Below are 21,135 nucleotides of genomic sequence, written 5' to 3' on the forward strand. Positions count from 1 at the left end.
GGGACCCGCTCTTGGATGGATCCAGCGCCGACAAGAGCGCCCGTCAACGCTTCACGGAACGGCCGGCCTGCAGGAGCGCTGCGCCATTCGCCCGCATCATGTCGGCGGTGTACTGCTGATCCTGCACGAAGGCGAGCAATTGGCGGTTCCACTTCACCATGGCGAAGGGGAAATCGAGCACATCGGTATCGGCGCCCTCATACTTCTCCGCAGGCAGCATGCTCATCTCCATGTCGATGGGCACGAGGTTCTCGAGTTCGGCGGGCACCTTGCCGCGCGTGTCAACGAGCATGCGCTTGGGCAGGAAGCCCTCCTTCTGGAACACGATGGCGAACTCCTTCTGCAAGCCAAGGCCCAGTCCGAAGCGGCCGTTCTTGTCGGTCACCTGCGTTCCGACCACCTCATTCCCGTCATACACCAGCACTTCGCAGCCGGGCAGTTTCTTATCGCCGTCGGTGATGCGGCCGGTGACCTCCAGGATGCGGCTATCGGTCTGCTGGGCCGAGGCGCTGTAACAGGCCAGTGCAGCGAACAGGAAAATCAGGCGGTTCATGGCGGCCTTGTACCGGGCCCACCTCTCGGGGGTTACGCCCAAATGCGAAGGGGCAGGCCCCTAGGCCCGCCCCTTCGTTGAACCCGTTCAGTATCAGCGCACCACCCAGCGCAGGGTGGTCGCTTCGCCCTCGCCCAGCACGCGCACCGCATAGGTGCCGGGTGCGAGGCGGTCGCTCAGGTTCAGGCCATGCACCTGGCCCCTGGCCACCAGCGCACGTTCCTGATGCACCGTGCGGCCGCGCAGATCGATCACCGTTACCTCCACGGCGCCGTTCACCGGGCCCACGAGGCTGAAGTCGCCGTTGCTCGGATTCGGGAAGAGGCTCCAAGGCGTGTTGCTCGGGCCATTCAGGCCATCGCAGATGTCCACGTTGACCAGCACGTAATTCGAGCTCAGCGACACGCAGGTTCCGGTGGAGGTGATGTCAATCGCGGAGAGCCCGGGCTCGGCGCCTACCAGATCACCATTGTGGCTCACGCCCCACACGCGGTACAGGCCCATGGGGGCGCTGTTGAAATCGAGCGAACCGCCTACGAGCACCGTGATGATCGCGTCGTTGTCGTCGGTGAGCAAGAAGCTGTACTGCTCACCGCTGGTGCTGCTGGTGATGAAGTCGATCACATCGGCCTCGGTGTCCTGGCAGACATCCACGCTGAACTGGCCACCGCTGGTCTGCACCAGGCCGCCGTCACAAACCACCGTGGGCGTTTCGCCGGTTAGGCAGATGCTGAATGCGCCGCCGTTGCCGAAGGTGAAGTTGCTGTAAACCTGCACCACATAATCCGTGAAAGCCGACGTGGCGACCACGATCGGGTCGGTGGGCATGAGGTAGCAGCCAAGCTCATTGCCGCCACAGGCATCGAAGATCGCAATGGCCCAATCCTCCATGGTGCCGGGGTCGAAGTTGAGGGTGACCTCTTCATTCTCACCGGCATTGAAGGTGTACCAAACATCGAAGAGATAGCTGCCTTCGTCGTCGCAGCTCGGCACGCTTCCATCCATATCGGCGTACGTGTTGTCGCCGCTCACGGCATTGGCCGGGCAATCGTCAACCAGATTGATCCCCAGCGGTGCGGCGCTGATGCAATCATCGTTGGCCGGGCTGCAATCGTTCACCGTGACCGGTGCGCCTGCCACATCGAGCGCGCCGCAGATGATGCCGCCGCCCTGCACCAGCAGCGCGTTGATGTCGAAGCCCGTGGTGACGCCCAACTCGATCAGGCCCGGGTCAATGGTGCTCGGATCGTACACGATGGTGTGGATCGTGTAGCTGCCTGGTGCGCTCACCGTGAAGACCGGCCCGCCGGAGAGCGCCACGATCGTAAGACCCGCGCCCTCGGTGAGCACATAGGCCGTCTCGTAGCCGCTTGGCACGCTGGGCAGGATCCCGTGCGTGGCACCGACCTGTGCCTCGCCCATCATCAGGCATACCGGGCTCTCGTCGATGGTCAATGTGCCGGCGTCGGCATCGCATTCAATGCAATACTCCACCACGATGGGTGCGCCCACCGCATCGAGGCTGGCGCAGATGCCCTCATCGGCGATGTACTGGAGCAGGTCCGCCGCCGTAGTGACACCGAACTCAACGATGCCCAGATCAAGCGTGGCCGACGTGAACACGAACGCATGGATGGTATAGGTGCCAGGAGCGAAAACGGTGAACTCCGGGTTGCTCTCTCCGTCCACGATCACCAGGTCAGGACCCTGGGTGAGGGCGTACACGAGCTCGTAACCCGGCGGCACCACCGCATCGCCGTTCGGGGATGCGCTGATCACGGCCAGATTCTGATCGAGGTCGAAGCACACCGTATCCGCAGTCGCGGTAACAGTACCGGCCTCTGCGTCGCACGGCCCAGAGCAGTCGATCACCTGGATGCTGGCGCCGATCACATCCAATGAGGCGCAGAGCTGGTTGTCATTGATGTACTGCAGCACATCGCCACCGGTGGTCACCCCCGGCACGATGATCTGCAGGTCGAGCGAATCGGGATGGTACACCAGCGTATGGATCGTGTACTCACCTGCAGCGATCACGGTGAAGGAAGGGTCGGCATTGGCATCCAGGATCACCAGATCAACGCCTGTGGTGAGCACGTACAGGACGGTGTATCCATCCGGTACGACCGCATTGCCGTCGGGCGTGGCGGCAAGGTCAGCTGCACCTCCATCCAGGCACACGATATCATTGTCTGCCGTGATGGTGCCAGCATTCGCTTCGCATTCTAGGCATTCAATCACCGATACGGGTGCGCCGGCCACGTCGAGGCTTCCGCAGATGGTTCCGCCGCCCTGGATGAGTTGGGCCAGGATCTCCGATGCTTGCGTGACCCCGGGGACCACACCGCTCAAATCGAGCGTGTTCGGGTCGTAAACGAGCGAATGGATGATGTAATCGCCTAAAGCGTCAACGAAGAAGGCTGGGTCGGCGCTGGTCTGTTGAATGATGAGGTCCGGGCCTGAGGTCAGGATATGGAGCACCTCATAACCGACCGGGACGGTGGGCAGGTCATTGAAAGCGGCGTCTATGAGCGTCGGGCCGTCCTCGAAGCAGACCTCGGGGCGGTTGGGCGAGAGGGTGCTGGCATCGGCATCGCAGGTAGCGGGCGCGGGACCGAGGACGCAGATGGTGAAGGTGTGCGTGGTGGGCGCGGCAGCCGCATAGTGGAATACGCGCAAGTAGTAGGTGTTGCCGATGGTGAGTCCGGTGAAGTTCAGGCTCACGCCCACGCCGGTGGCTCCATCCGCATAGCACACGATCGGCGTTCCATTGCAGCCCGTCGCGCCATCGCGCAGTTGCACCACCGGGTCGAATCCAGCGCTCACACCCACGTTCACCACATGCTCGGTGGCGGTGGCCACGAACCTGTACCAGACATCATCGTTCGGGTTTCCCAGGAAACCGGAGCAACTTACCAATCCAGCGATGCTCGCCGTGGCATTCTCCGTGGTTCCCGCCACCGGGTTGCAGATCGGATCCGGGATGAGCTCGATGGCGTTGGCGCATTCGTCGTTGGCCGGCACCAGGCCATTGGTGATGCAGATGGTGAAGGTGTGCGTGGCCGGGGCAATGGCCTCATAATGGAACACGCGGAGGAAATAGGTGCCGCCGATCGTGAGGCCCGTGAGGTTCATCACTTCGGTCTGCCCTGTGCCAGCCGCATCCTGGCAGGTGATCGGCGATCCGTTGCAGCCACCGCTGCCATCGCGCAGTTGCACCGCCGCGTTGAAAGAAGCGCTCGGCACCACGGTCACCGTGTGCTCCGTGGCGGTGGCCACGAAGGCGTACCACACATCGTCGTTCGCATTAGCCAGGTTGCCGGAGCAATCAACCAATCCCGCGATGCTCTCCGTAGCGTTCTGCGTGGTGCCCGTAACGGGATCGCATACAGCCCCTGGCGTAAGCACGATGGCATCGGTGCATGCATCATTGGGCAGCGCCAGGCCCGTGGTCACGCAAATGGTGAAGGTGTGCGTGGCGGGCGCGATCGCCTCAAAATGGAAGACGCGCAGGTAATAGGTTTCGCCTATGGTGAGTCCGGCGAGGCTCATGGCCTCGGTGACGCCTGCGCCTCCTGCATTCTGGCAGTTGAGCGGCGCGCCATTGCAGCCGCCGCTCCCATCGCGCAGCTGGATCACCGCATCGAATGAAGCGCTCGGCGCCACGATCACCGTGTGGTCGATGCTGGTGGCCACGAAGCTGTACCAGACATCGTCATTCGGGTTGGCCAGATTGCCCGAGCAGGTCACGAGGCCCGCAATGCTGGCCGTGGCGTTCTCTGTGGTGCCGGCCACCGGATTGCACGTCTCCGAAGGCGTGAGCGCAATGGCCCCCGCGCAGTTATCGTTGGGCGGCACGGTGCCGGTGGTGATGCAGATGGTGAAGGTGGTGGTGGCTGGCAGGGTGGCCCCATAGCTGAACACGCGCACCAGGTATTCGGTGCCCACCGTGAGGCCGGTGGCCTCCAGCACTTCGAGCCCGCCGGCGCCCACCACGTCCTGGCAATCGATGGGCGCGCCATTGCAGGCGCCGCCGCGCAACTGGATCACCGCATCGAAACTGGAGCTGCCCTGCACCAGGATCAAGTGATCCGTTGCCGTAGCGGTGAAGCGGTACCACACGTCGTCATCGGGCGTGGCATTGAAGCCATCGCAGAATGCGGGGCCAGGGATGCTCTGCGTGGAACCATCCACATCGCCTGCCACTGGAGTGCATGCGGCGCCGGGGGTGAGCTCAATGGCACCGGCGCATTCGTCGTTGACCGGTTGGGCCTGCATGGCCAATGGGGCTAGCCCGAAAGCCATCAAGAGGACGAAGAGGAAACGTTGTATCATGGGGTTTTGCTTGAGTGTTGAGTGCTTTGGGGCGCCGGGCGCCAGTATCCAGATGCTGCTTGAGTGGTTTACGTGGCCTGCACATGGAGGCAAGCCGATTTGCCTGTGCTCCGGTTGCGCAGTGGCCTCGTGCGCTGAGGGGCAAAGATTCCGTTGCCCATTGCGCAGTCCGTCCACCGCCGGGCCCTAATTATCCACAACAGCACTCGGCATTGCCGGAAACCAGCGGGGCGGCCAATGGCCGCCCCGCAGTTCATGATCAAGGGCAGGATCAGCGCACCACGATGCGTTGCTCCTCGCGGGCATTGCCGCTGGTGAGGCGTAGAAGGTAAGTGCCCGGAGCAAGGCGACCGGCCAGTGCCAGCTGCATGCTCGAGGCCTTGGCCACCGAGCGTTGCTCGCTGTACGCCGTGCGCCCCAGCGCGTCGATCACTTCCAGCTGCACCATGCCGCCCATGCTGCCGGTGCGCACGATCAGGTTGCCATCCGTGGGGTTCGGGTACACGCCGAAGGCGGCCTCGCTCAGGGCACCAGCTCCGGTGATGATCCCGATCATGTCAACGGTGTAGTCCTCCACCTGGCCGTAGGTGCTGGTGTCGCAGGGCGTGGTGTTCGGGGTGTTGGGGTAATTGGCCCCTACGTATGTGTCGTGCAGGCGCACGCGCATGCGGGTCTGGCCAGCGGTCGCGGTGAGCGGGACGGTCACATTCCCATTGAAGGGGCCAACGCCCGGCGCCGAACTGAAGATGATCTCACCGGCATCGAACACGGAGTTATGGTCCCAATCCACCCAAGCCAGCACCTGGTCGGTGGCGAAGCCGCCAGCAATCGTGATGCTCAACGGGTAGGATTGGCCGGCCACCACGGTAGCGGCTGTGCCCAGCGTGAAATCCTCATAGCCCGCATTGCTCACGCTGTTGTTGTTGATGCCAGCGAAGGTCACGTTGCTGATCTTCTCGAATTGCAGCGAGTTAGCGCTTGCCTCGCAGTAATCGCTCGGCGGTGCGCAAGGTGCTGCTGCCACATTGATGGTGTACGGTCCTACGGAACCGACATCGGTAAGTACAGCGTAGTAATAGGTTCCGGCCGGCACATTCGTGTATTGGATGGTCACGTTATCGTTGCCGCAGCTCGTCGTCTCAAATGAGGCGGCCCCTACGAAATCCGTGAATGGGCAGCCGATGAAGAGGTTGAGGAACGAGTTCTCGAAGGCTGGCGCGGTAGCGCAGTATGACAACGTGATATTGGCGCATTCCGTGGTCGTGAAGGCGTCGCCCCACGGCCGAAGCCCTTGGGGTATCGGTGGCCCCGGTGTTATCACCGCTCAAATCCACGCTGCCCGGCACACCGAGGCCCACGGGGCCACCGCCTGTGCAGAGGTCATTGGGAGGCGTGCCACCGCCGCCGCAGGCCGTTGTGATCACTTCGATGCTGTACGCGCCCACTGGCGTATCCGCTGGATCCACCAGCACTGGGATGTAATAGGTGCCTGCGGCGAGTTCCGCGAAGCTCAAGGTGCAGTTGTCCACTGAAACGGTTCCTGTGAGAATTCCAGTAAGGAAGTCAGGGCAACCAACAGACAGATTGACGAGGAAGTTGTCGAACTCGGATCCGGGCACGCAATAGTTGATGTCCACATTGGCGCATGCAGCGATGGTGAATGCCTCCCATACGATCACGAACCCCGTAGCTCCGTCCTCCGTGGCTCCAGTGTTGTCTCCGCTGAAGGGTATTGGAGCCAGGTACAGCCATGTTCACCGCGACAGCACCGGTACAATCATCATTCGGCGGAGTACCTCCACCGCCTCCCGCAATCACGCAGGTGGTGAAGCCGAAAACGGTCTGCGGAATGTATGGCCAGTGGTACACGCGGTACAGGTAGGTGGTGCCCGGGGTAGTGGCGATCGTGAGCGATTCGGTCGCACCGCGCAGCGTGGCATCCACGCACCCCAACGAGGTGAGCGCAACGCACGAGCCGCTGAAGGCCTCAAGCACGGGATCCATGCCGGTGGTGGCATCACCCGATCCGGTCACTTCAATCGTGGTGCTCGCAGCCGTTGCCGTGAAGGTGTACCACACATCATTGGCCGAAGTAGCCGTGAATCCGCTGCATGCGGCCGGAGCCACGGATTGCGTGGCATTCTCCGTGGTGCCGGCACTGGCCACGCAGGTGGCGTTCACGCCGATCAGCGTCGCATTCGCGCAGAGGTCGTTGACCGGGGCGTTGCCGCCGCCGCCCGAAGTGATGTTCAGCACGTAGTCCTCGATCTCGCCGTAGCTGGCATCGCCGCACGGGGTGTCGTTGAATACGTTGATGTAGTCTGTGCCGTCGTGCGTGTCGTGCAGGCGGATGCGCATGCGCGTGGTGCCAACGGTTGCGCTCAGTGGGATGGTCACGTCACCGGAGTAGATATCCAGCGCATCGATGGCCGAGATCAGCACTTGTTCGCCTGCATCGTCGAAATCGAAGTCCTGGTTGTAATCGATCCAGGCCAGCACCTGGCTCTCCGAGAAACCGGTGGTGAGCGTGGTGGTGTTCACGTTCACGCTCAAGGTGTAGCTCATGCCGGCCGTCACATTGCCAGCAGGCGTGGGGTACAAGGTGTAGGCCGGCGCGATGGGTGCCGCGTTGGCAGAGGCATTGTTGATGTTCGAGAAGGCGACGTTGACGATGCGCTCATCGAGATCGAAATCAATCGAGCCTGAGGCGCTCGCCGCACAATAGCCGCCGCCACGCAAAACGAGGCCATTGCTGTTGTTGTGCTTCAGATGCGCTTGCGGGGCGCGGCGCAGGTTGGCACCGGCGACGCTGGACCGACCCGCATTGGAGCGCGTTTCCACGCGCGATTGTGCCGCAAGGCCGAGAGCACCAGCCGCGGCCAAGCCGAATCCGAGTGCTCGAAGGGGTGAAAGATTCATCATGCTGGTTTGGGATTGAGGCGACGAAGTGACGCACCAGCCTTCACGTTTCCAAATAGAATCTGCGCCTATTCAATAAAGGCACGCAAGCTCACGCAGTTCACAGGAACATGTGAGTTTAGCAGCACAGCCTTAACGGCAGAGGCTATTTGAGCCTTCTAGTTTCGCCGCAACGCATGAAAGAGCTCCTCCGCCGCTATCCCGTGCTCACCTTCGTGTTGCTCACCCTGGGCTTCCAGTTCGCCGTGGTGGGCTTCGTGGGTTGGCGCCTTCCCGATGGCGCCCGCATCCACGACGATGCGCAGGCGCACATGATCTTCCGCCTGCGCGTGTTCGGCCCGCTGCTGTTCGCCGTGGCGCTCACCGCCTGGTTCGAGGGCCGAGCGGGGTTGCGCAATCTCTTCGGCTCTTTCTTCAGGTGGCGCGTTGGTGCGCAGTGGTACGCCCTGGCCTTCGGCTGGAAATTCCTCTTCACCTACCTCGGCATCGGTGCCATCTGGCTGCTGGGCATCAAAGGCTGGCCCGGCTGGGCGGCCGGCGACGGTCCCGATGGCCTGGTCCACAGCCTGGGTAACCTGGCCCGCAACATGCCTTTCATCGTGGGCATCGCATTCGTAGAGGAAACCGCTTGGATGAAGTATTGCGTGACACGCATGCAGGAGCGGTTCAGCGCGTTCAGTTCGTGCTTGCTTGTGGGCATCAGCTGGGGGCTTTGGTACCTGCCCATGCTATTGGTGGGCGAAGGCGTGCCCGATGGCTACCCCTGGCCGGTCTTCCTGCTGAGCATGTCCGCCCTTGCGATCCTGCTCGGCTGGACCTACAACATGACGCACAGCGGCACTGTGCTGCTGATCATGCAGATCGTGAGCAACTGCGCCTTCTTCCTCATACCGGTGCTGCCCGACTGGCATGCGGGCGACCCGACGTTCGTCACGGGCTTTGTCGTGGTGAATTTCATCAATGCAGTCACGCTCGTGCTCGTCTTCGGGTGGCGCGATCTGGGCACCAAGCCGCGCGCGCGCTGGAGCGATGGCATGCCCGCGAAGAGCAGCCCGGCGCGCTCGCCCACGCACACGGAGCAGGTCGCAGCCGAAGCCTGAGCGTAAGTCAGGAGCCGGGCAGGAGCATCAGCGCCGCCATCGCGATCATCAAGGCATCCTCGGCGATGGTCACTGTGCTCATGGGCAGGTTGAACACCGTGCCCAGACAGGCGCACCGGATGCGCTGCTTGTTGAGCACCGCGCGCAGCACGCCCAGCAGGCTGAAGCCCATGACCGCGATGGTAGCCACGTTCAGCCACCACGCATGAGCCACGAGCAGATACCCCGCGCCCAGTGCCAATTCGACGAAGGGGTACACGAAGCCATAGCCTTTCCATTTCATCGCCAGCAGGTCGTAGCCCGCATAACTATCGGCGAAGCCACGGACATCGAGCAGCTTGAAGAACGAGAAGGCGATGAAGAAGCCCGCCATGAAGTGCGCCATGAAGCGCATGGGGTCGATGGTTCCGTGGCTCCACGAGGTGATTGACGAAACAAGCGTGATGAAGCCGATCACCAAGGCGAGCGGGTAGTAGGTGCGCAGGGCGAAAGGCTCCGTGCGATTGTCCACCTCCACTGCAGCTGCGGCGACCACTTGGTACTTCGTTCCCTGCAATGCGGCCGAAGCATCTGAAGCGGAAACAGCGCGGCTCGACCTGATCACGGCCAGCCCCTGCGCATGATCCACGCGCACCTCTTCCGCACCCGGAAGCTGCCGCAACAGATGGGCGACCTTCGCCGCGCAGCCTTCGCAGGTCATGCCTGCGATATGGAGCTCCTGTTCCATGATGATGCTCGAGCGGCCGGTTCGCGCAAGCTGCCAGCCCGCGTCAGCCCTTATCCACCACCCTCGGCACCTTGAAGTAATCGCTGTCCTTCACCGGTGCATTCATCAGGGCTTCCTTCTTCGTGATCGTCGTCTCGGCCAGATCCTCGCGGAGCACATCGGCCTCATCGGTCATGAAGATCAGTGGCTCCACGCCGGTGGTATCCACCTCGTTGAGCTTCTCCACGAAGGTGAGCACCTTCTCCATGTCGGCGAGAATGGCTTTGCGCGCGGCCGGGTCGCTGTAATCCAAGCGAGCCAGTTCGGCAATGCGGTCCAGGGTGGCCTCGTCGATCTTCATGGCCGCGAAGTTCGTGCTTGCCGGGCATCGTCATGCAAGAGCGGCCCCTCGATCACCTCGTACACGCGCTTCCGCAGGCCGGCTTGGTCGGCTTCGCCCAGCCCAGCCGTTGGCAAGGAGTCATGGATCACCACGCGCGCGATGCCTGGCCTGGCTCGCGCAAACAGCTCCAGCGGCTCACCGAACAGCCGCCAGTGGTCCACGAAGGTCACCGGCACGATGGGGACCTGCTTCTCGATGGCCAGCTTGAAGGCGCCATCCTTGAAGGGCTTCATGCGGGGCGCGTAAGCCGGTATGGTGCCTTCGGGGAAGATGGCGATGCTGGTGCCGCGATCGATGGCCTGGGCCGCTTTGCGGAAGGCCTTGGCGGCCCCGCCGCGATCACTGCGGTTCACCGCGATGTTCATGCCCTTGAAGAACATGTTGAACAGGGGCCACTTCAGCAGCTCGTATTTCCCGATGAAGAGGAAGTAGCGTGGGATCACATTGTACATCTGGATGATGTCGATGTAGCTGCTGTGATTGCAGCAGATCACGTACGGTGGCTCGGGCAGGGGCGCTTTGCTCACGATGCGCGGCGGAACACCGCTGGCGTAGGCCAGGTAGCTGGCCCAAACGCGCTTCAGGCGGAAGGCCTTGTAGTAACGCTGCGGGGTATACAGCAGGATGCGGAAAGGGACATAGAGCAGCACCAGCGAGCTGAAGAACACGAAGACGAACCAGCACTTGTAGGCCACGCGCAAGGGAAGGAAGAGCCACTTGGCCAGATGGGCTGCGCCGGCTCTCGCTATCACGCACCTTGGGGCGCTCCGCTTGTATGGCCTCGTTCATGCTCGACACGCCGCAGCGTTGGCGCTGAAGGGCCGCGAAGGTATCTGCCGCGCTCACCGGTACTTTCGCCGGCCATGCCCCGCATCCTCACCGGCATCCAGAGCACCGGCACGCCGCACCTCGGCAACGTGCTCGGCGCCATCGCCCCCGCCATCGCCGAGAGCCGCAAGCCCAGCAACGACAGCTTCCTCTTCATCGCCGACCTGCACGCCCTCACGCAGATCAAGGATGCCGCCCTGCTCCGCGGCAACACCCACAGCGTGGCGGCCGCCTGGCTCGCCGCCGGATTGGACACCCAGCGGACCGTGTTCTACCGCCAGAGCGACGTGCCCGAGGTCACCGAGCTCACCTGGTACCTCAGCTGCTTCTTCCCCTATTCGCGGCTCGCGCTCGCGCACAGCTTCAAGGACAAGGCCGACCGGTTGGAAGACGTGAACGGCGGGCTCTTCACCTACCCCATGCTCATGGCCGCCGATATCCTGCTCTACGACGCGGAAGTGGTTCCCGTGGGCAAGGACCAGAAGCAGCACCTCGAATTCACGCGCGACGTGGCCGAGCGATTCAACCACCAGATGGGCGAGACGCTGGTGCTGCCCGAAGCGCGCATCGATGAGCAGGTGATGCTGGTGCCGGGTACCGATGGCGAGAAGATGAGCAAGAGCCGCAACAACCTCATCCGCCTCTTCGCGCCGGAGAAGGAGCTGAAGCAGGATGTGATGGGCATCGTCACCGACAGTGCGCCGCTCGAAGCGCCGAAGGATCCCGAAACGAATAATGTCTTCAAGCTCTTCAAGCTCGTGGCACCCGCCGATGCCGTGCATGCCATGGCGGAGAAATTCCGGGCGGGCGGCTACGGCTACGGCCACGCGAAGAAGGAACTGCTCGCCGCGCTGCTCGATGGCTACCGCACCGAGCGCGACACTTACGCTCGCCTCATGAACGATAAGGCCGAGCTGGATGCGCGGCTGAAGGAAGGCGCGGACAAGGCGCGCAACGTGGCGAGCGGAGTGCTGAAGAGGGTGCGGGAGAAGTTGGGTTACTGACCCTTCTCCAGCCTTCCTTGATACTGCCGGTACAGCTGCTTCTGGTGATCATCGAGCACGATGCGACGGCCTTGGATGAAGGCCCAGCGCACATCGTTGCCGCGCATGTCGAGGGCATCGCCCTGCGAGACGATGAGCGTGGCGTCCTTGCCCACGGTGAGGCTGCCGCAGCGCTGATCGATGCCGAGGATGGCGGCGGCGTCGAGGGTGATGGCGCGAAGGGCGTCTTCGGATGAGAGTCCGTACGTACGCGCCGTTCCCGCAGTGAAGGGCAGGTTGCGCGCGCCGGCATGCTCGTGGTCGCCGGTGTAGCTGAGGCAGAAGAGGATGCCGCGCTCCTTCAGCAATGCGGGGAGTCTGTACGGCAGGTCGATGTCGTCCTCGGGCCGCATGGGCAGGCTGTGCGTACGGCGCAGGACTACATCCACCTTGTTGTCGCGCAACAGGTCCGCCACGCGCCAGGCATCGTAGCCGCCCACGATCACGGTGCGCTTCACGCCCTCGGCTTTCGTGAATTGCACGGCCTCAGTGATCTCGCGCGCGGCATCGGCGCGAACGAAGAGCGCCTTGCCGCCATCAAAGAGGCCGCGCATCGCTTCCAAGCGCACGTCGACAATCGCGGGTGACTTCGTAGCCGAGTAAGCCCTCGCATTGCGGAAGAACTGCCGAAGCTCATCAAGTTTCTTGGCGCGTTCGTCCTTCTTCTCGCTGTCGGTCTCGCCCGGCTCGGCCCACCAGCCTTGGCGCTGATAGGCGGAAGGCCATGACATGAACACACCATCGTCCGCCTTCACGATTGCACCGTCGTTGTCCCAGGCATCGAGCTGCACCACGATGCTGGTGCCCGCGATGGTGAGCCCGCGCGGAGCCACTTGCGCCAGCAGCACGCCATTGGATCGAATGGTGGGTGTTACGCGCGAGTCGCTCTTGTAGGCAGAAATGGCACGCAGCTCGGGCTCGTAGCGGCCCACGTCCTGCTTGTCCACCGTGGCGCGCGTCTGCTCCACTTCAACAAGGCCCAAGGGGGAATCGGGAAGGATGAAGCCCGGATAGACATGCTGGCCCTTCGCATGGATCACGGTGTCGTACTGGGCCTTCACGCCATAGTCGAATCCCACATAGTCGATGCGGCCGCCTCGGAAACCAACGGCACCCTCATCGATCACCTTGCCATCACCCACATGAACGGTGCCGCCGGTAATGAGGATCGATATGGATTGCGGCGGCGCGGGCATGGGAATCTGGGCATTCAGAGAGAAGTCGCAGAGCAGCAGAGCTCCAATGAAGAAGGCGCGATCAATGCCCATCATGCTCATCTATTATGAATTCTTCCTCGCCCAGATCCTCGCAGCACCACAGGCGCGGTCTTTCACGGCCCGCCTTGCGCGTGGGCGCGCCATCGGCTTTGGCCTGCATCATGGCGCGCACCAGACGATCACGCTCGGCGGCGATCCATGCGCGCAGCTCACGGTCCCTCGCTTCATCGTAATAGCGGATGCCATCCACCCAGGTGGACAGAGCCCGGGCATCGATGCTCAGCGGGTCTGCGCTCCAGAGCACGAGGTCGGCGTCCTTGCCGGGCTCCACGGAACCGATGCGGTGGTCGATGCCCAGCATGCGCGCCGGGTTCAGCGTCACCATCTTCCACGCCTCCTCAGCGCTCACACCGCCGTATTTCACGGCCTTGGCGGCTTCCTGATTGAGACGGCGGCTCATCTCGGCATCGTCGCTGTTGATGCCGGTGTTCACGCCATTGCGGTGAAGCAGCGCGGCATTGTACGGGATGGCCTCGTTCACTTCCTGCTTGTAGGCCCACCAATCGCTGAATGTGCTCGCGCTCGCTCCGTGCGCCTTCATCGCCGGCGCCACCTTGTAACCTTCGAGGATGTGGGTGAAGGTGTTCACGGTGAAGCGCATGCTGTCCGCAACATGCATCAACATGGCGATCTCGCTTTGCACGTAGCTGTGGCAGCTGATGTCACGCTCGCCGCGCAGGATCTCGGCCAAGGCCTCCAGGCGCAGGTCGCGGCGCGGCGCGGACATGCCAGCGCGGTCCTTCGGCTTCGTTGCATTCCACCGATCGTGCTCCGCTTGGTACGCGCGCGCGTGATGGAAGGCATCATAGAACGCTTGCTCAACCCCCATGCGCGTTTGCGGGAAGCGCGAGCTCGGCCCCCAATTGCTCTGCTTCACATTCTCGCCCAGCGCGAACTTGATGCGCGGCCGCGCTCCCTCCAGCATGAGGCTATCGGCGCTGTGGCCCCAGCGCAACTTGATCACCGCGCTCTGTCCGCCGATGACGTTGGCGCTGCCGTGGAGCTGCTGGATGGTGGTGACGCCCCCCGCGAGGTTCCGGTAGATGTTCACGTCATCGGGATTCACCACATCGCCGATGCGCACCTCGCTGGTGATGTGGTGCGAGCCCTCGTTCACGCCGCGCGAGATCGCGATGTGCGAGTGCTCATCGACGATGCCGCAGGTGAGGTGCTTGCCCGTGCCATCCACCTCCTGCACGGATGGCTTGGTCTTGCCGGTGAAGAGCGCGATTGGATCGAGCTTCTCCCCCACCGCGACCACCTTGCCTCCATGGATCAGCACGTCGGTGTTGCGCAGGATGCCCTTCGATGTGTTCGTCCACACCGTAGCATTGCGGAGAATGAAGGTCTCTTGCTTTGGCGCTTCCTTCCATCCAAAGCCCACCAAGGGATAAGTGATCGCACCGATGGACTTCGTGCTTTTCACTTCAAGGCTGTCCTTCAGGGACCGCTTGCCACCTGCGGACTCGCCGCTAGCCGCTTTGCTCCCTTTCCCGGAATCCGCCTTCCGCACTGCGCTCCAAGCGAACCATGCGCCGCCCGGGCGCTGGCCTTGTCCATCCCAAACGCCGCCGCCGCCATGCACGCTGCCATTGAGCCGCGTGATCTCCTCGGGCTTGCCCTTCGGCGACCAGCTCAGGCTGACCACATGGCCATTCACTTCGAGACGCGCCTTCACCTTCAGGGTGTCGGGTTCGTCGGGCTTGCGCACGTGCGCCTCGTGCTTGCCAGGCTCGCCGGTCACCTCCAAGTGAAGGATCGCATCCGCCAGATTGAGGTCGTAGCTGCCTAACAGATTCGGTCTGTCCGCGTCGTCGATCACGAAGCGCCTGCCCTCCACCCAGGTTTCATGGATCGTGTTCTTCTCGTGCAGCAGGTGCTGTGAAGTGATCAGGAAGCTCGCGCGCATGCCGGGCTTCAGTCCGCCGTAACGCTGATCCAATCCGAATAGCCGCGCCGGTTCCGTGGTCAACTTCTCAATGGCCTTGGCGCTGTCGAGCCCGCTGGCCACCAGCTTGCGCAGGTCCTTCCAGATGTCCTTTAGTTCCTTGCGCCCATGCGTGGTCAGCGAGTAGGACACGCCCGCGCTATCGAGTAAGAAGGCGTTGCGCATGGCCAGCTCCCAATGCTTCAGGCGCGCGTAGCTCACTTCCAGCGCATCGTAGGGATCCTCCACGTCGTAGGCTTCGGGCTGGGCGAAAGGGATGATGAGCGGCAGGCCTGCTGCTTTGATCTCTGGGAGCCGCGCGTACTCATCGCCGGCGCCCTTCACGATGGCCTTGAGCTGGAACTCACCGAGCAATCGGCTCCAGCGCAGCACATCGTTACGGTCGTTCGCCTCCGTGACGATGCGGCCCTTGAGCTGCGCGGCAAGCGCTTCGAGCACGGGATCAGCCTCCTTCGAGGCCGCCTGTTCATGCCAGCGCGCGTCGAGCAAGGCCTGGCGCAGCAGGGCGATGCTGCCCATGAGCGAGCTGGGGTAATTGTCCGGCGAGCTGCCCTTGCGGAAGCTGAGGTGCGCAGCGGCATCGGGCTGCACGACGCTCTTCACCGGAGCTTCGTCATTCAACGCGATGGCTGCCGATGTGCCCCGTGCGATGCCGTCCATGCGGTGCGCGATGACCAGCCCGTAGCCTTGTTCGCGCAGCTTGGCCGCCTTCTCCGGATCGGCCTTGAACAGTTCGTGCGCACGGGCGTCAGCACGAAGAGCGCCATTCCAGTGTCGCGCGCCTTTATTCTCGGCCTTGCGCTCCTCGCTGGTGCTGGCCGCGACGCCCAGATCACTGTATGGCTCGATCAGCGCAGGCCAGATGTGCAGGCCGTTGAGGTCGCGCACCACCGCATCCGCAGGGATGCTCACACCGGTTCCGGCTGCGATCACCTCGCCATTTCGGATCAGCAACGTGGCCTTGGCGACCAGCGTGCGGGCATCGGTGTGCAGCACGGCGTTGGTGAAGGCGTAGGCCTTGGGCGCGGAATCGCGCACATGGGAAGGCGGCGCGGTGGTCTGCGCACGGATGAGCCCAGGCAGGAGAAAAAGCGAGAGGAGAATGTTGCGCATGCCGACCGGGCGAATGTAGAGGCAGGTTCAGCGAAGGAACCGACTCATTGCCCCGGCCCGACGTGCTGCCCCAGCCACCCGAAAACGGTCTCATGCCACTGCTTGGAGTTCTGCGGCTTGAGCACCCAATGGTTCTCATCCGGGAAGCGCAGGTACTTCGACTCGATGCCCTTGCTCTGGCACGCAGTGAAGGTGCCGATGCCCTGGGTGAGCGGCACGCGGAAGTCCTTATCGCCGTGGATCACCAGCATGGGCGCGCGCCATTGCGCCACGTGCAGCATGGGGTTGAAGGACTCGTAGTTCTCCGGCTTCGAGAACACGCTGCCTCCATTCTCCCAATCGGTGAACCAGAGCTCCTCGGTGCTGTAGCCCATGGAACGCGTGTCGAAGATGCCGCAATGCGAGACCAGGCACTTGAATGCATCGGGCCAATTCCCGGCGATCCAATTCATCATGAAGCCGCCATACGATGCGCCCAAGGCCGCTGCGCGCGCGCCGTCGAGGAAGGCGTACTTGCTAAGCGCGAAGGCCCAGCCTTTCTGCAGGTCCTCCAAGGCACGATCGCCCCAATGCTGATTGATCGCATCGGTGAAGGCCTGGCCATAGCCGGTGCTGCCGTGGAAATCGATCATCACCACCGCGTAGCCGGCGCCGGCGTAGGTCTGCGGGTTCCAGCGGTAGCTCCAGGCGTCGCCGAAGCTGCCCTGCGGCCCGCCGTGGACCAGGAAGGCCACCGGGTATTTCCGGCCTTCCTCGTAGTTGGCCGGCTTCAGAACATACCCGTGCACCGTCTCATTGTTCCATCCAGCGAAGCTGAATTGCTCGTAAGCGCCGAAGGATTTCTCCTTCAGGCCCGCGTTGAAGCTGGTGAGCGGCATGGCATCGGCATCGATGTAGGGCGTCTTGGGCTTGGCGGCGTAGAGCTGCGCTGGACCACTGAGGCCGCTCTTGAGGAAGACGATGCCCTTGGGCGTTTCAGCGAAGGCATCGAGGTGGCCATCGCGGCTCAAGGGCAGCACCTGGCCGCTCTTGATGTCGATGCGGAAGAGGCGGTGCTTGCCCAGGTCATCGGCGGTCACGAGCAGGCTGCCGCCATCGCGGCTCCACTTCATATCGGCCACGCTGCGGTCCCAATCGGGGGCAAGTGTCCTGATCTTGCCCGTATTGATATCCTGCAGGCGGATCTCGAAGCGGTCGGCCTCGTAGCCGGGGCGCTTCATGGCCTTGTAGGCAAGGGTCTTCCCATCGGGTGAGGCCACCGGTGCCGCATCCCAAGCCGGATTCTCCGTGGTGATGCAGCGCGCCTCACCACCGGTCACAGGCACACTGAAGATGTCGAAGTTGGTGCTCCACGGCTCACGCTTGCCTGCGATGCGCATGCTGAAGTAGACCGTGCGGCCATCGGCGCTGAAGCAGAAATCCTCGTTTCCGCCGAAGGGCTTGGAGGGCACATCGCCGTCGAGGCCATCGGTGAGGGCGACCGGCACCGATTCCGGCTTGTTCAGGTCGACATAGAAGAGGTGGTTGCGCGTGCCATCCTTCCACGTGTCCCAATGCCGCAGGAAGAGCTTGTCATGCACCATGCCGCTGGCTTTCGCTGCTTCACGCGTCTCCCGGATCTTCTGTGAGCAGGTGATCTCGAATCCCTTGCATTCCGGGAAAACCGCCAAGGCCACGACCACGTCCTTGCCCGTGGGCGAAACGCGATAGTCCTCCACGTCAAGCGGGAGCGTGGTCACTTGCACGGCATGGGTGCCAGTGGCATCGGCCCGCCAGACCTGATTGCTGCCGCTGCGCGCGCTGAGGAAGAAGAAGCCAGAGCCATCGGCGAGCCACTGCACGCCATGGGCGCCGCCCTCACTCACGGGCAATTTCACTTCGGGCTTAGCGGGATCAACGAGGTCCTTCATCCATAGCGTGCTCACGCCTTTGTTCTTCTCCATGTCCGTAGCGCGCACATTGAAGAGGGCCTTGGTGCCTGCGGGATCTACAGCGAGGCCGCTGAGGCGGTCGATCATCAGGAGATCATTGTAGGTGAAGGCCTGCTGGGCAAGGGCAACAATGGGTGCCACGGCCAGTGCGATGAGGGCGATGCGTTTCATGCTGTTGGTCTGATCGAAGGGCGAAGGTCGGCAACAGGGTTGAAGCCGCCGCCTACCTTCGGCGCATCGCCTCCGCACTTGGCTTCGGCGAGCACCGCATGTCGAAGAACATCTCGTCACTCTCCGGCCGTGATGGCAAGGAGCTCGAGGATCCCCTCTGGGAGCGCCTTCAGCAAGCGGCTTCCAATACCGGCACGCCCGAGGACCGCGCCCTTACGCAGATCGCCGACGACTTCCTCATCGGCGAGGCCATCACCTATGGCACCAGCTCGTTCTACGATTTCCTGAAGAAGGAGAACCAGGGCAAGAAGGCCTACGTGTGCAACGGCAGCGCCTGCTTGGTGGCGGGCACGCAGGGGAAGGTGCACGATGAGTTGGCGAAGCGCTTCAAGCCGGAAGAGATCGGCCACATGTGCTGCCTGGGACGCTGCCATGAGAACAGCGCGTTCAATGTGGGTGGGCTCAATTACAGCGGGGATGCGATCGATCGGCTGGCGGAAGTGGTTGATGCTGGGTTGGGGATTGAGAGGTTGAAGGTTGGCGGCGCATCCTCCTTTCCCAACATGGACGACTACCACGTGGGCACAAGCATGGCCGCGCCGATCCTCACGGCGCCGATGCCACCGCTGCCTGAGTTCTACGCTGTGTGGGAACACGTGCTGAAGAGCGACTCGGTAGATGTATTGAACGAGATCAAGACGGCCACGATCCGCGGGCGCGGCGGGGCCGGCTTCCCCATGGGCTTCAAATTGGAGGCCTGCCGCAACGCGCAGGACCTAACCGGCAACGGCACGCCGCGCAAGTACATCGTGTGCAACGCCGACGAGGGCGATCCCGCCGCGTACAGTGATCGTTATCTGCTCGAGCAGCGCCCGCACCGCGTGCTGCTGGGCATGATGATCGCCGGCTATTGCGTGGGCGCCGACACGGGCGTGCTCTACATCCGCGCCGAGTACCCCGAAGCGGTGGAGATCGTGAAGCAGGCCGTGCGCGACCTGGAGGCGAACGGCTGGATCGGCAATGACATCAAGGGCAGCGGCTTCAACTGGCGCTTCAAGGTGATCAAGGCCGCAGGCGCCTACGTGTGCGGCGAAGAGACGGCGCTGCTCAACAGCATTGAGGGCAAGCGCGGTGAGGTGCGCACGCGTCCACCGTATCCAGCGCAGCAAGGGCTCTTCAACCGTCCCACCGTGGTGAACAATGTGGAGACCCTGGCCTGTGTTCCCTGGGTGATCGCGAATGGCGGCGCAGCCTTCGCCAAGCTGGGCAGCGAGAAGAGCAACGGCAGCAAGCTGGTTTGCCTCGACAGCGGCTTCAAGCGCCCTGGCATCTACGAGGTGGAATGCGGAACCCCTCTTGCGAAGGTGATCGACGAGCTCGGTGGCGGCTTCGCGCGGCCCACGAAGGCCCTGCACATCGGCGGCCCGCTCGGCGGCATCGTGCCGCTGCAGAAGATCAACGCGCTCGGCATCGACTTCGAGAGCTTCCAGAAAGAGGGTTTCCTCTTGGGCCATGCCAGCATCCTGAGCATCCCGCAGGATTATCCGATGGTGGACTACCTGGAGCACCTCTTCGAGTTCACCGCGCTGGAGAGTTGCGGCAAATGCTTCCCGTGCCGCATCGGCAGCACGCGCGGCAAGGAGCTGCTCGCAGGCGCGAAGGCGGGCCGAAAGATCGACCGCGCGCTCTTCAACGACCTGGTGGAGACCATGGAGATCGGCTCCCTGTGCGCGCTGGGCGGAGGTCTGCCGCTGGGTGTGAAGAACGCGCTGCAGTACTTCCGCGCGGAGCTCGACGGCTACTTCGCGTGAGTCCGGCTCTCCGTTTCAGCAACCGGCATGCGGCCATCGCTGCGGCCCTGTTGGCGGTCGAGCTCATGATCGCCTTCCAGGTTGAACAGCCCTTCATCCGCTTCCACCTCGGCGACTTGCTCGTGGTGATGCTGATGCACTTCACCTTGCGCGCGCTATTCGATTGGCCGGCGAAGCTTGCGGCTCTCAGCGTGCTGCTGTTCGCCTTTGCGATCGAAGGCACCCAAGCAGCCAGCCTCATTCATCTCCTCGGCCTCTCCGATGCCACTTGGGCGAGGCTCTTGATGGGCGACACCTTCCAGTGGGCCGACCTGTTGATGTACCTCCTTGGTTCCGGGCTGGCCTTGTGGATCGACGACCGCATATCGCTCACGCACAGCACGGCCCCTTGACAGGGCCCATGTGTTCCGCCGCGAGCGCATGCTGCGCTCGGGCTGACTTTGAGAAAAGCACCTCCCGGAACAATAGGCGGTGGAAAACCCATCCAGGCGCAGCGAGCCCGCTCAAGGCATCCGCTTAGCTTCGATTCACCAAACCAACCACCATGAACACGAAAGTCGTACTCGCCGCGCTGGCCGCATCGGCGGCCGCTTTCCTGCTCGGATGGGGCATCTATGGCGTTGCCCTGAGCAGCTATTCGGAGGCTGCCATGAACAAGTTCGAGGGCTTCATGAAGGCTCAGGAGAACTGGAGCTGGCTCTCGCTCATCGCGGCCAATGTGGCCTATGGCTGCATGATCGCTTTCGTCATTTGGCGCATGGGCGTAGGCTCTGCGAAAGCCGCGTTGCTGCCGGGCTTCATCATCGGCTTCCTGCTCACAGCCAACTTCGACCTGATGATGCACGCCATGAGCAACCTCTTCTACGAGCGCATGTACATTGTGGTCGATGCGTTGGCAGGCGGAGTGCTCGCTGCGCTCACCGCCGCCGTGGCTGGGCTGGTGCTCGGCAGCGGAGGCAAGGGCTGAGCGAAGCCGCCTACGGCGGATACCCGCATG

At 63.0% G+C, this 21,135-nt stretch carries 15 protein-coding genes; 5 read left to right on the plus strand and 10 right to left on the minus strand.

Annotated features, from left to right (window positions below):
* Positions 1-43: 43 nt before the first annotated feature.
* From IPM12_01630 to IPM12_01645, 4 genes are all read right to left on the minus strand, one after another.
* The gene (locus IPM12_01630) at positions 44-553 is read right to left on the minus strand and encodes a hypothetical protein (protein ID MBK9146500.1); all 510 of its coding nucleotides are present in this window, start codon (positions 551-553) and stop codon (positions 44-46) included.
* A gap of 93 nt (positions 554-646) precedes the next feature.
* Positions 647-4,888, minus strand: coding sequence for a T9SS type A sorting domain-containing protein (locus tag IPM12_01635; GenBank protein MBK9146501.1), 4,242 nt, complete (start codon positions 4,886-4,888; stop codon positions 647-649).
* A 271-nt stretch (positions 4,889-5,159) separates the two neighbouring features.
* Positions 5,160-6,125, minus strand: a complete 966-nt coding sequence (locus IPM12_01640) for a T9SS type A sorting domain-containing protein (protein MBK9146502.1) — start codon at positions 6,123-6,125, stop codon at positions 5,160-5,162.
* A 326-nt stretch (positions 6,126-6,451) separates the two neighbouring features.
* Complete coding sequence (locus tag IPM12_01645; protein ID MBK9146503.1) at positions 6,452-7,729, minus strand: hypothetical protein; 1,278 nt, start codon at positions 7,727-7,729, stop codon at positions 6,452-6,454.
* Between the two features lie 254 nt (positions 7,730-7,983).
* On the opposite strand from IPM12_01645, the gene IPM12_01650 reads away from it, so the two are divergent.
* Positions 7,984-8,907, plus strand: coding sequence for a hypothetical protein (locus IPM12_01650; GenBank protein ID MBK9146504.1), 924 nt, complete (start codon positions 7,984-7,986; stop codon positions 8,905-8,907).
* Positions 8,908-8,914: 7 nt separating this feature from the next.
* Here the strand turns inward: IPM12_01650 and IPM12_01655 are convergent, their stop codons facing one another.
* The 3 genes from IPM12_01655 to IPM12_01665 are packed head-to-tail and all read right to left on the minus strand — an operon-like array spanning position 8,915 to position 10,768.
* Positions 8,915-9,634, minus strand: a complete 720-nt coding sequence (locus tag IPM12_01655; protein MBK9146505.1) for a cation transporter — start codon at positions 9,632-9,634, stop codon at positions 8,915-8,917.
* A 43-nt stretch (positions 9,635-9,677) separates the two neighbouring features.
* Complete coding sequence (gatC, locus tag IPM12_01660) at positions 9,678-9,974, minus strand: Asp-tRNA(Asn)/Glu-tRNA(Gln) amidotransferase subunit GatC (GenBank protein MBK9146506.1); 297 nt, start codon at positions 9,972-9,974, stop codon at positions 9,678-9,680.
* Entirely contained in the window at positions 9,971-10,768 is a 798-nt protein-coding gene (locus IPM12_01665) for a 1-acyl-sn-glycerol-3-phosphate acyltransferase (GenBank protein ID MBK9146507.1), read from the minus strand. Before IPM12_01665 ends, gatC begins: the two co-directional genes overlap by 4 nt.
* 111 nt (positions 10,769-10,879) lie before the next feature.
* On the opposite strand from IPM12_01665, the gene trpS reads away from it, so the two are divergent.
* On the plus strand, positions 10,880-11,848 hold the full coding sequence (gene trpS / locus IPM12_01670) for a tryptophan--tRNA ligase (protein ID MBK9146508.1): 969 nt from the start codon (positions 10,880-10,882) through the stop codon (positions 11,846-11,848).
* Here the strand turns inward: trpS and IPM12_01675 are convergent.
* Genes IPM12_01675 through IPM12_01685 form a run of 3 tightly spaced genes read right to left on the minus strand, consistent with a single transcriptional unit; the run spans position 11,842 to position 18,327 of the window.
* A complete protein-coding gene (locus IPM12_01675; protein MBK9146509.1) occupies positions 11,842-13,164 on the minus strand; it encodes an amidohydrolase family protein in 1,323 nt (440 codons plus the stop codon). The genes trpS and IPM12_01675 overlap by 7 nt on opposite strands.
* Positions 13,145-16,225, minus strand: a complete 3,081-nt coding sequence (locus tag IPM12_01680) for an amidohydrolase family protein (GenBank protein ID MBK9146510.1) — start codon at positions 16,223-16,225, stop codon at positions 13,145-13,147. The genes IPM12_01675 and IPM12_01680 overlap by 20 nt, the downstream gene beginning before the upstream one ends.
* A gap of 44 nt (positions 16,226-16,269) precedes the next feature.
* Complete coding sequence (locus IPM12_01685; GenBank protein ID MBK9146511.1) at positions 16,270-18,327, minus strand: S9 family peptidase; 2,058 nt, start codon at positions 18,325-18,327, stop codon at positions 16,270-16,272.
* 98 nt (positions 18,328-18,425) lie between these two features.
* Between IPM12_01685 and IPM12_01690 the strand changes: the two genes are divergently transcribed.
* From IPM12_01690 to IPM12_01700, 3 genes are all read left to right on the plus strand, one after another.
* Positions 18,426-20,138, plus strand: a complete 1,713-nt coding sequence (locus IPM12_01690) for a formate dehydrogenase (GenBank protein ID MBK9146512.1) — start codon at positions 18,426-18,428, stop codon at positions 20,136-20,138.
* A complete protein-coding gene (locus IPM12_01695) occupies positions 20,135-20,530 on the plus strand; it encodes a DUF2809 domain-containing protein (GenBank protein ID MBK9146513.1) in 396 nt (131 codons plus the stop codon). Before IPM12_01690 ends, IPM12_01695 begins: the two co-directional genes overlap by 4 nt.
* A 152-nt stretch (positions 20,531-20,682) precedes the next feature.
* Positions 20,683-21,105 (plus strand): hypothetical protein, encoded by a 423-nt coding sequence (locus tag IPM12_01700; GenBank protein ID MBK9146514.1) that lies wholly within the window; start codon positions 20,683-20,685, stop codon positions 21,103-21,105.
* Positions 21,106-21,135 lie beyond the last annotated feature (30 nt).

The sequence above is a fragment of the Flavobacteriales bacterium genome (assembly GCA_016716605.1).
In the GTDB taxonomy this organism is placed as follows: Bacteria; Bacteroidota; Bacteroidia; order Flavobacteriales_F; family PHOS-HE28; genus PHOS-HE28.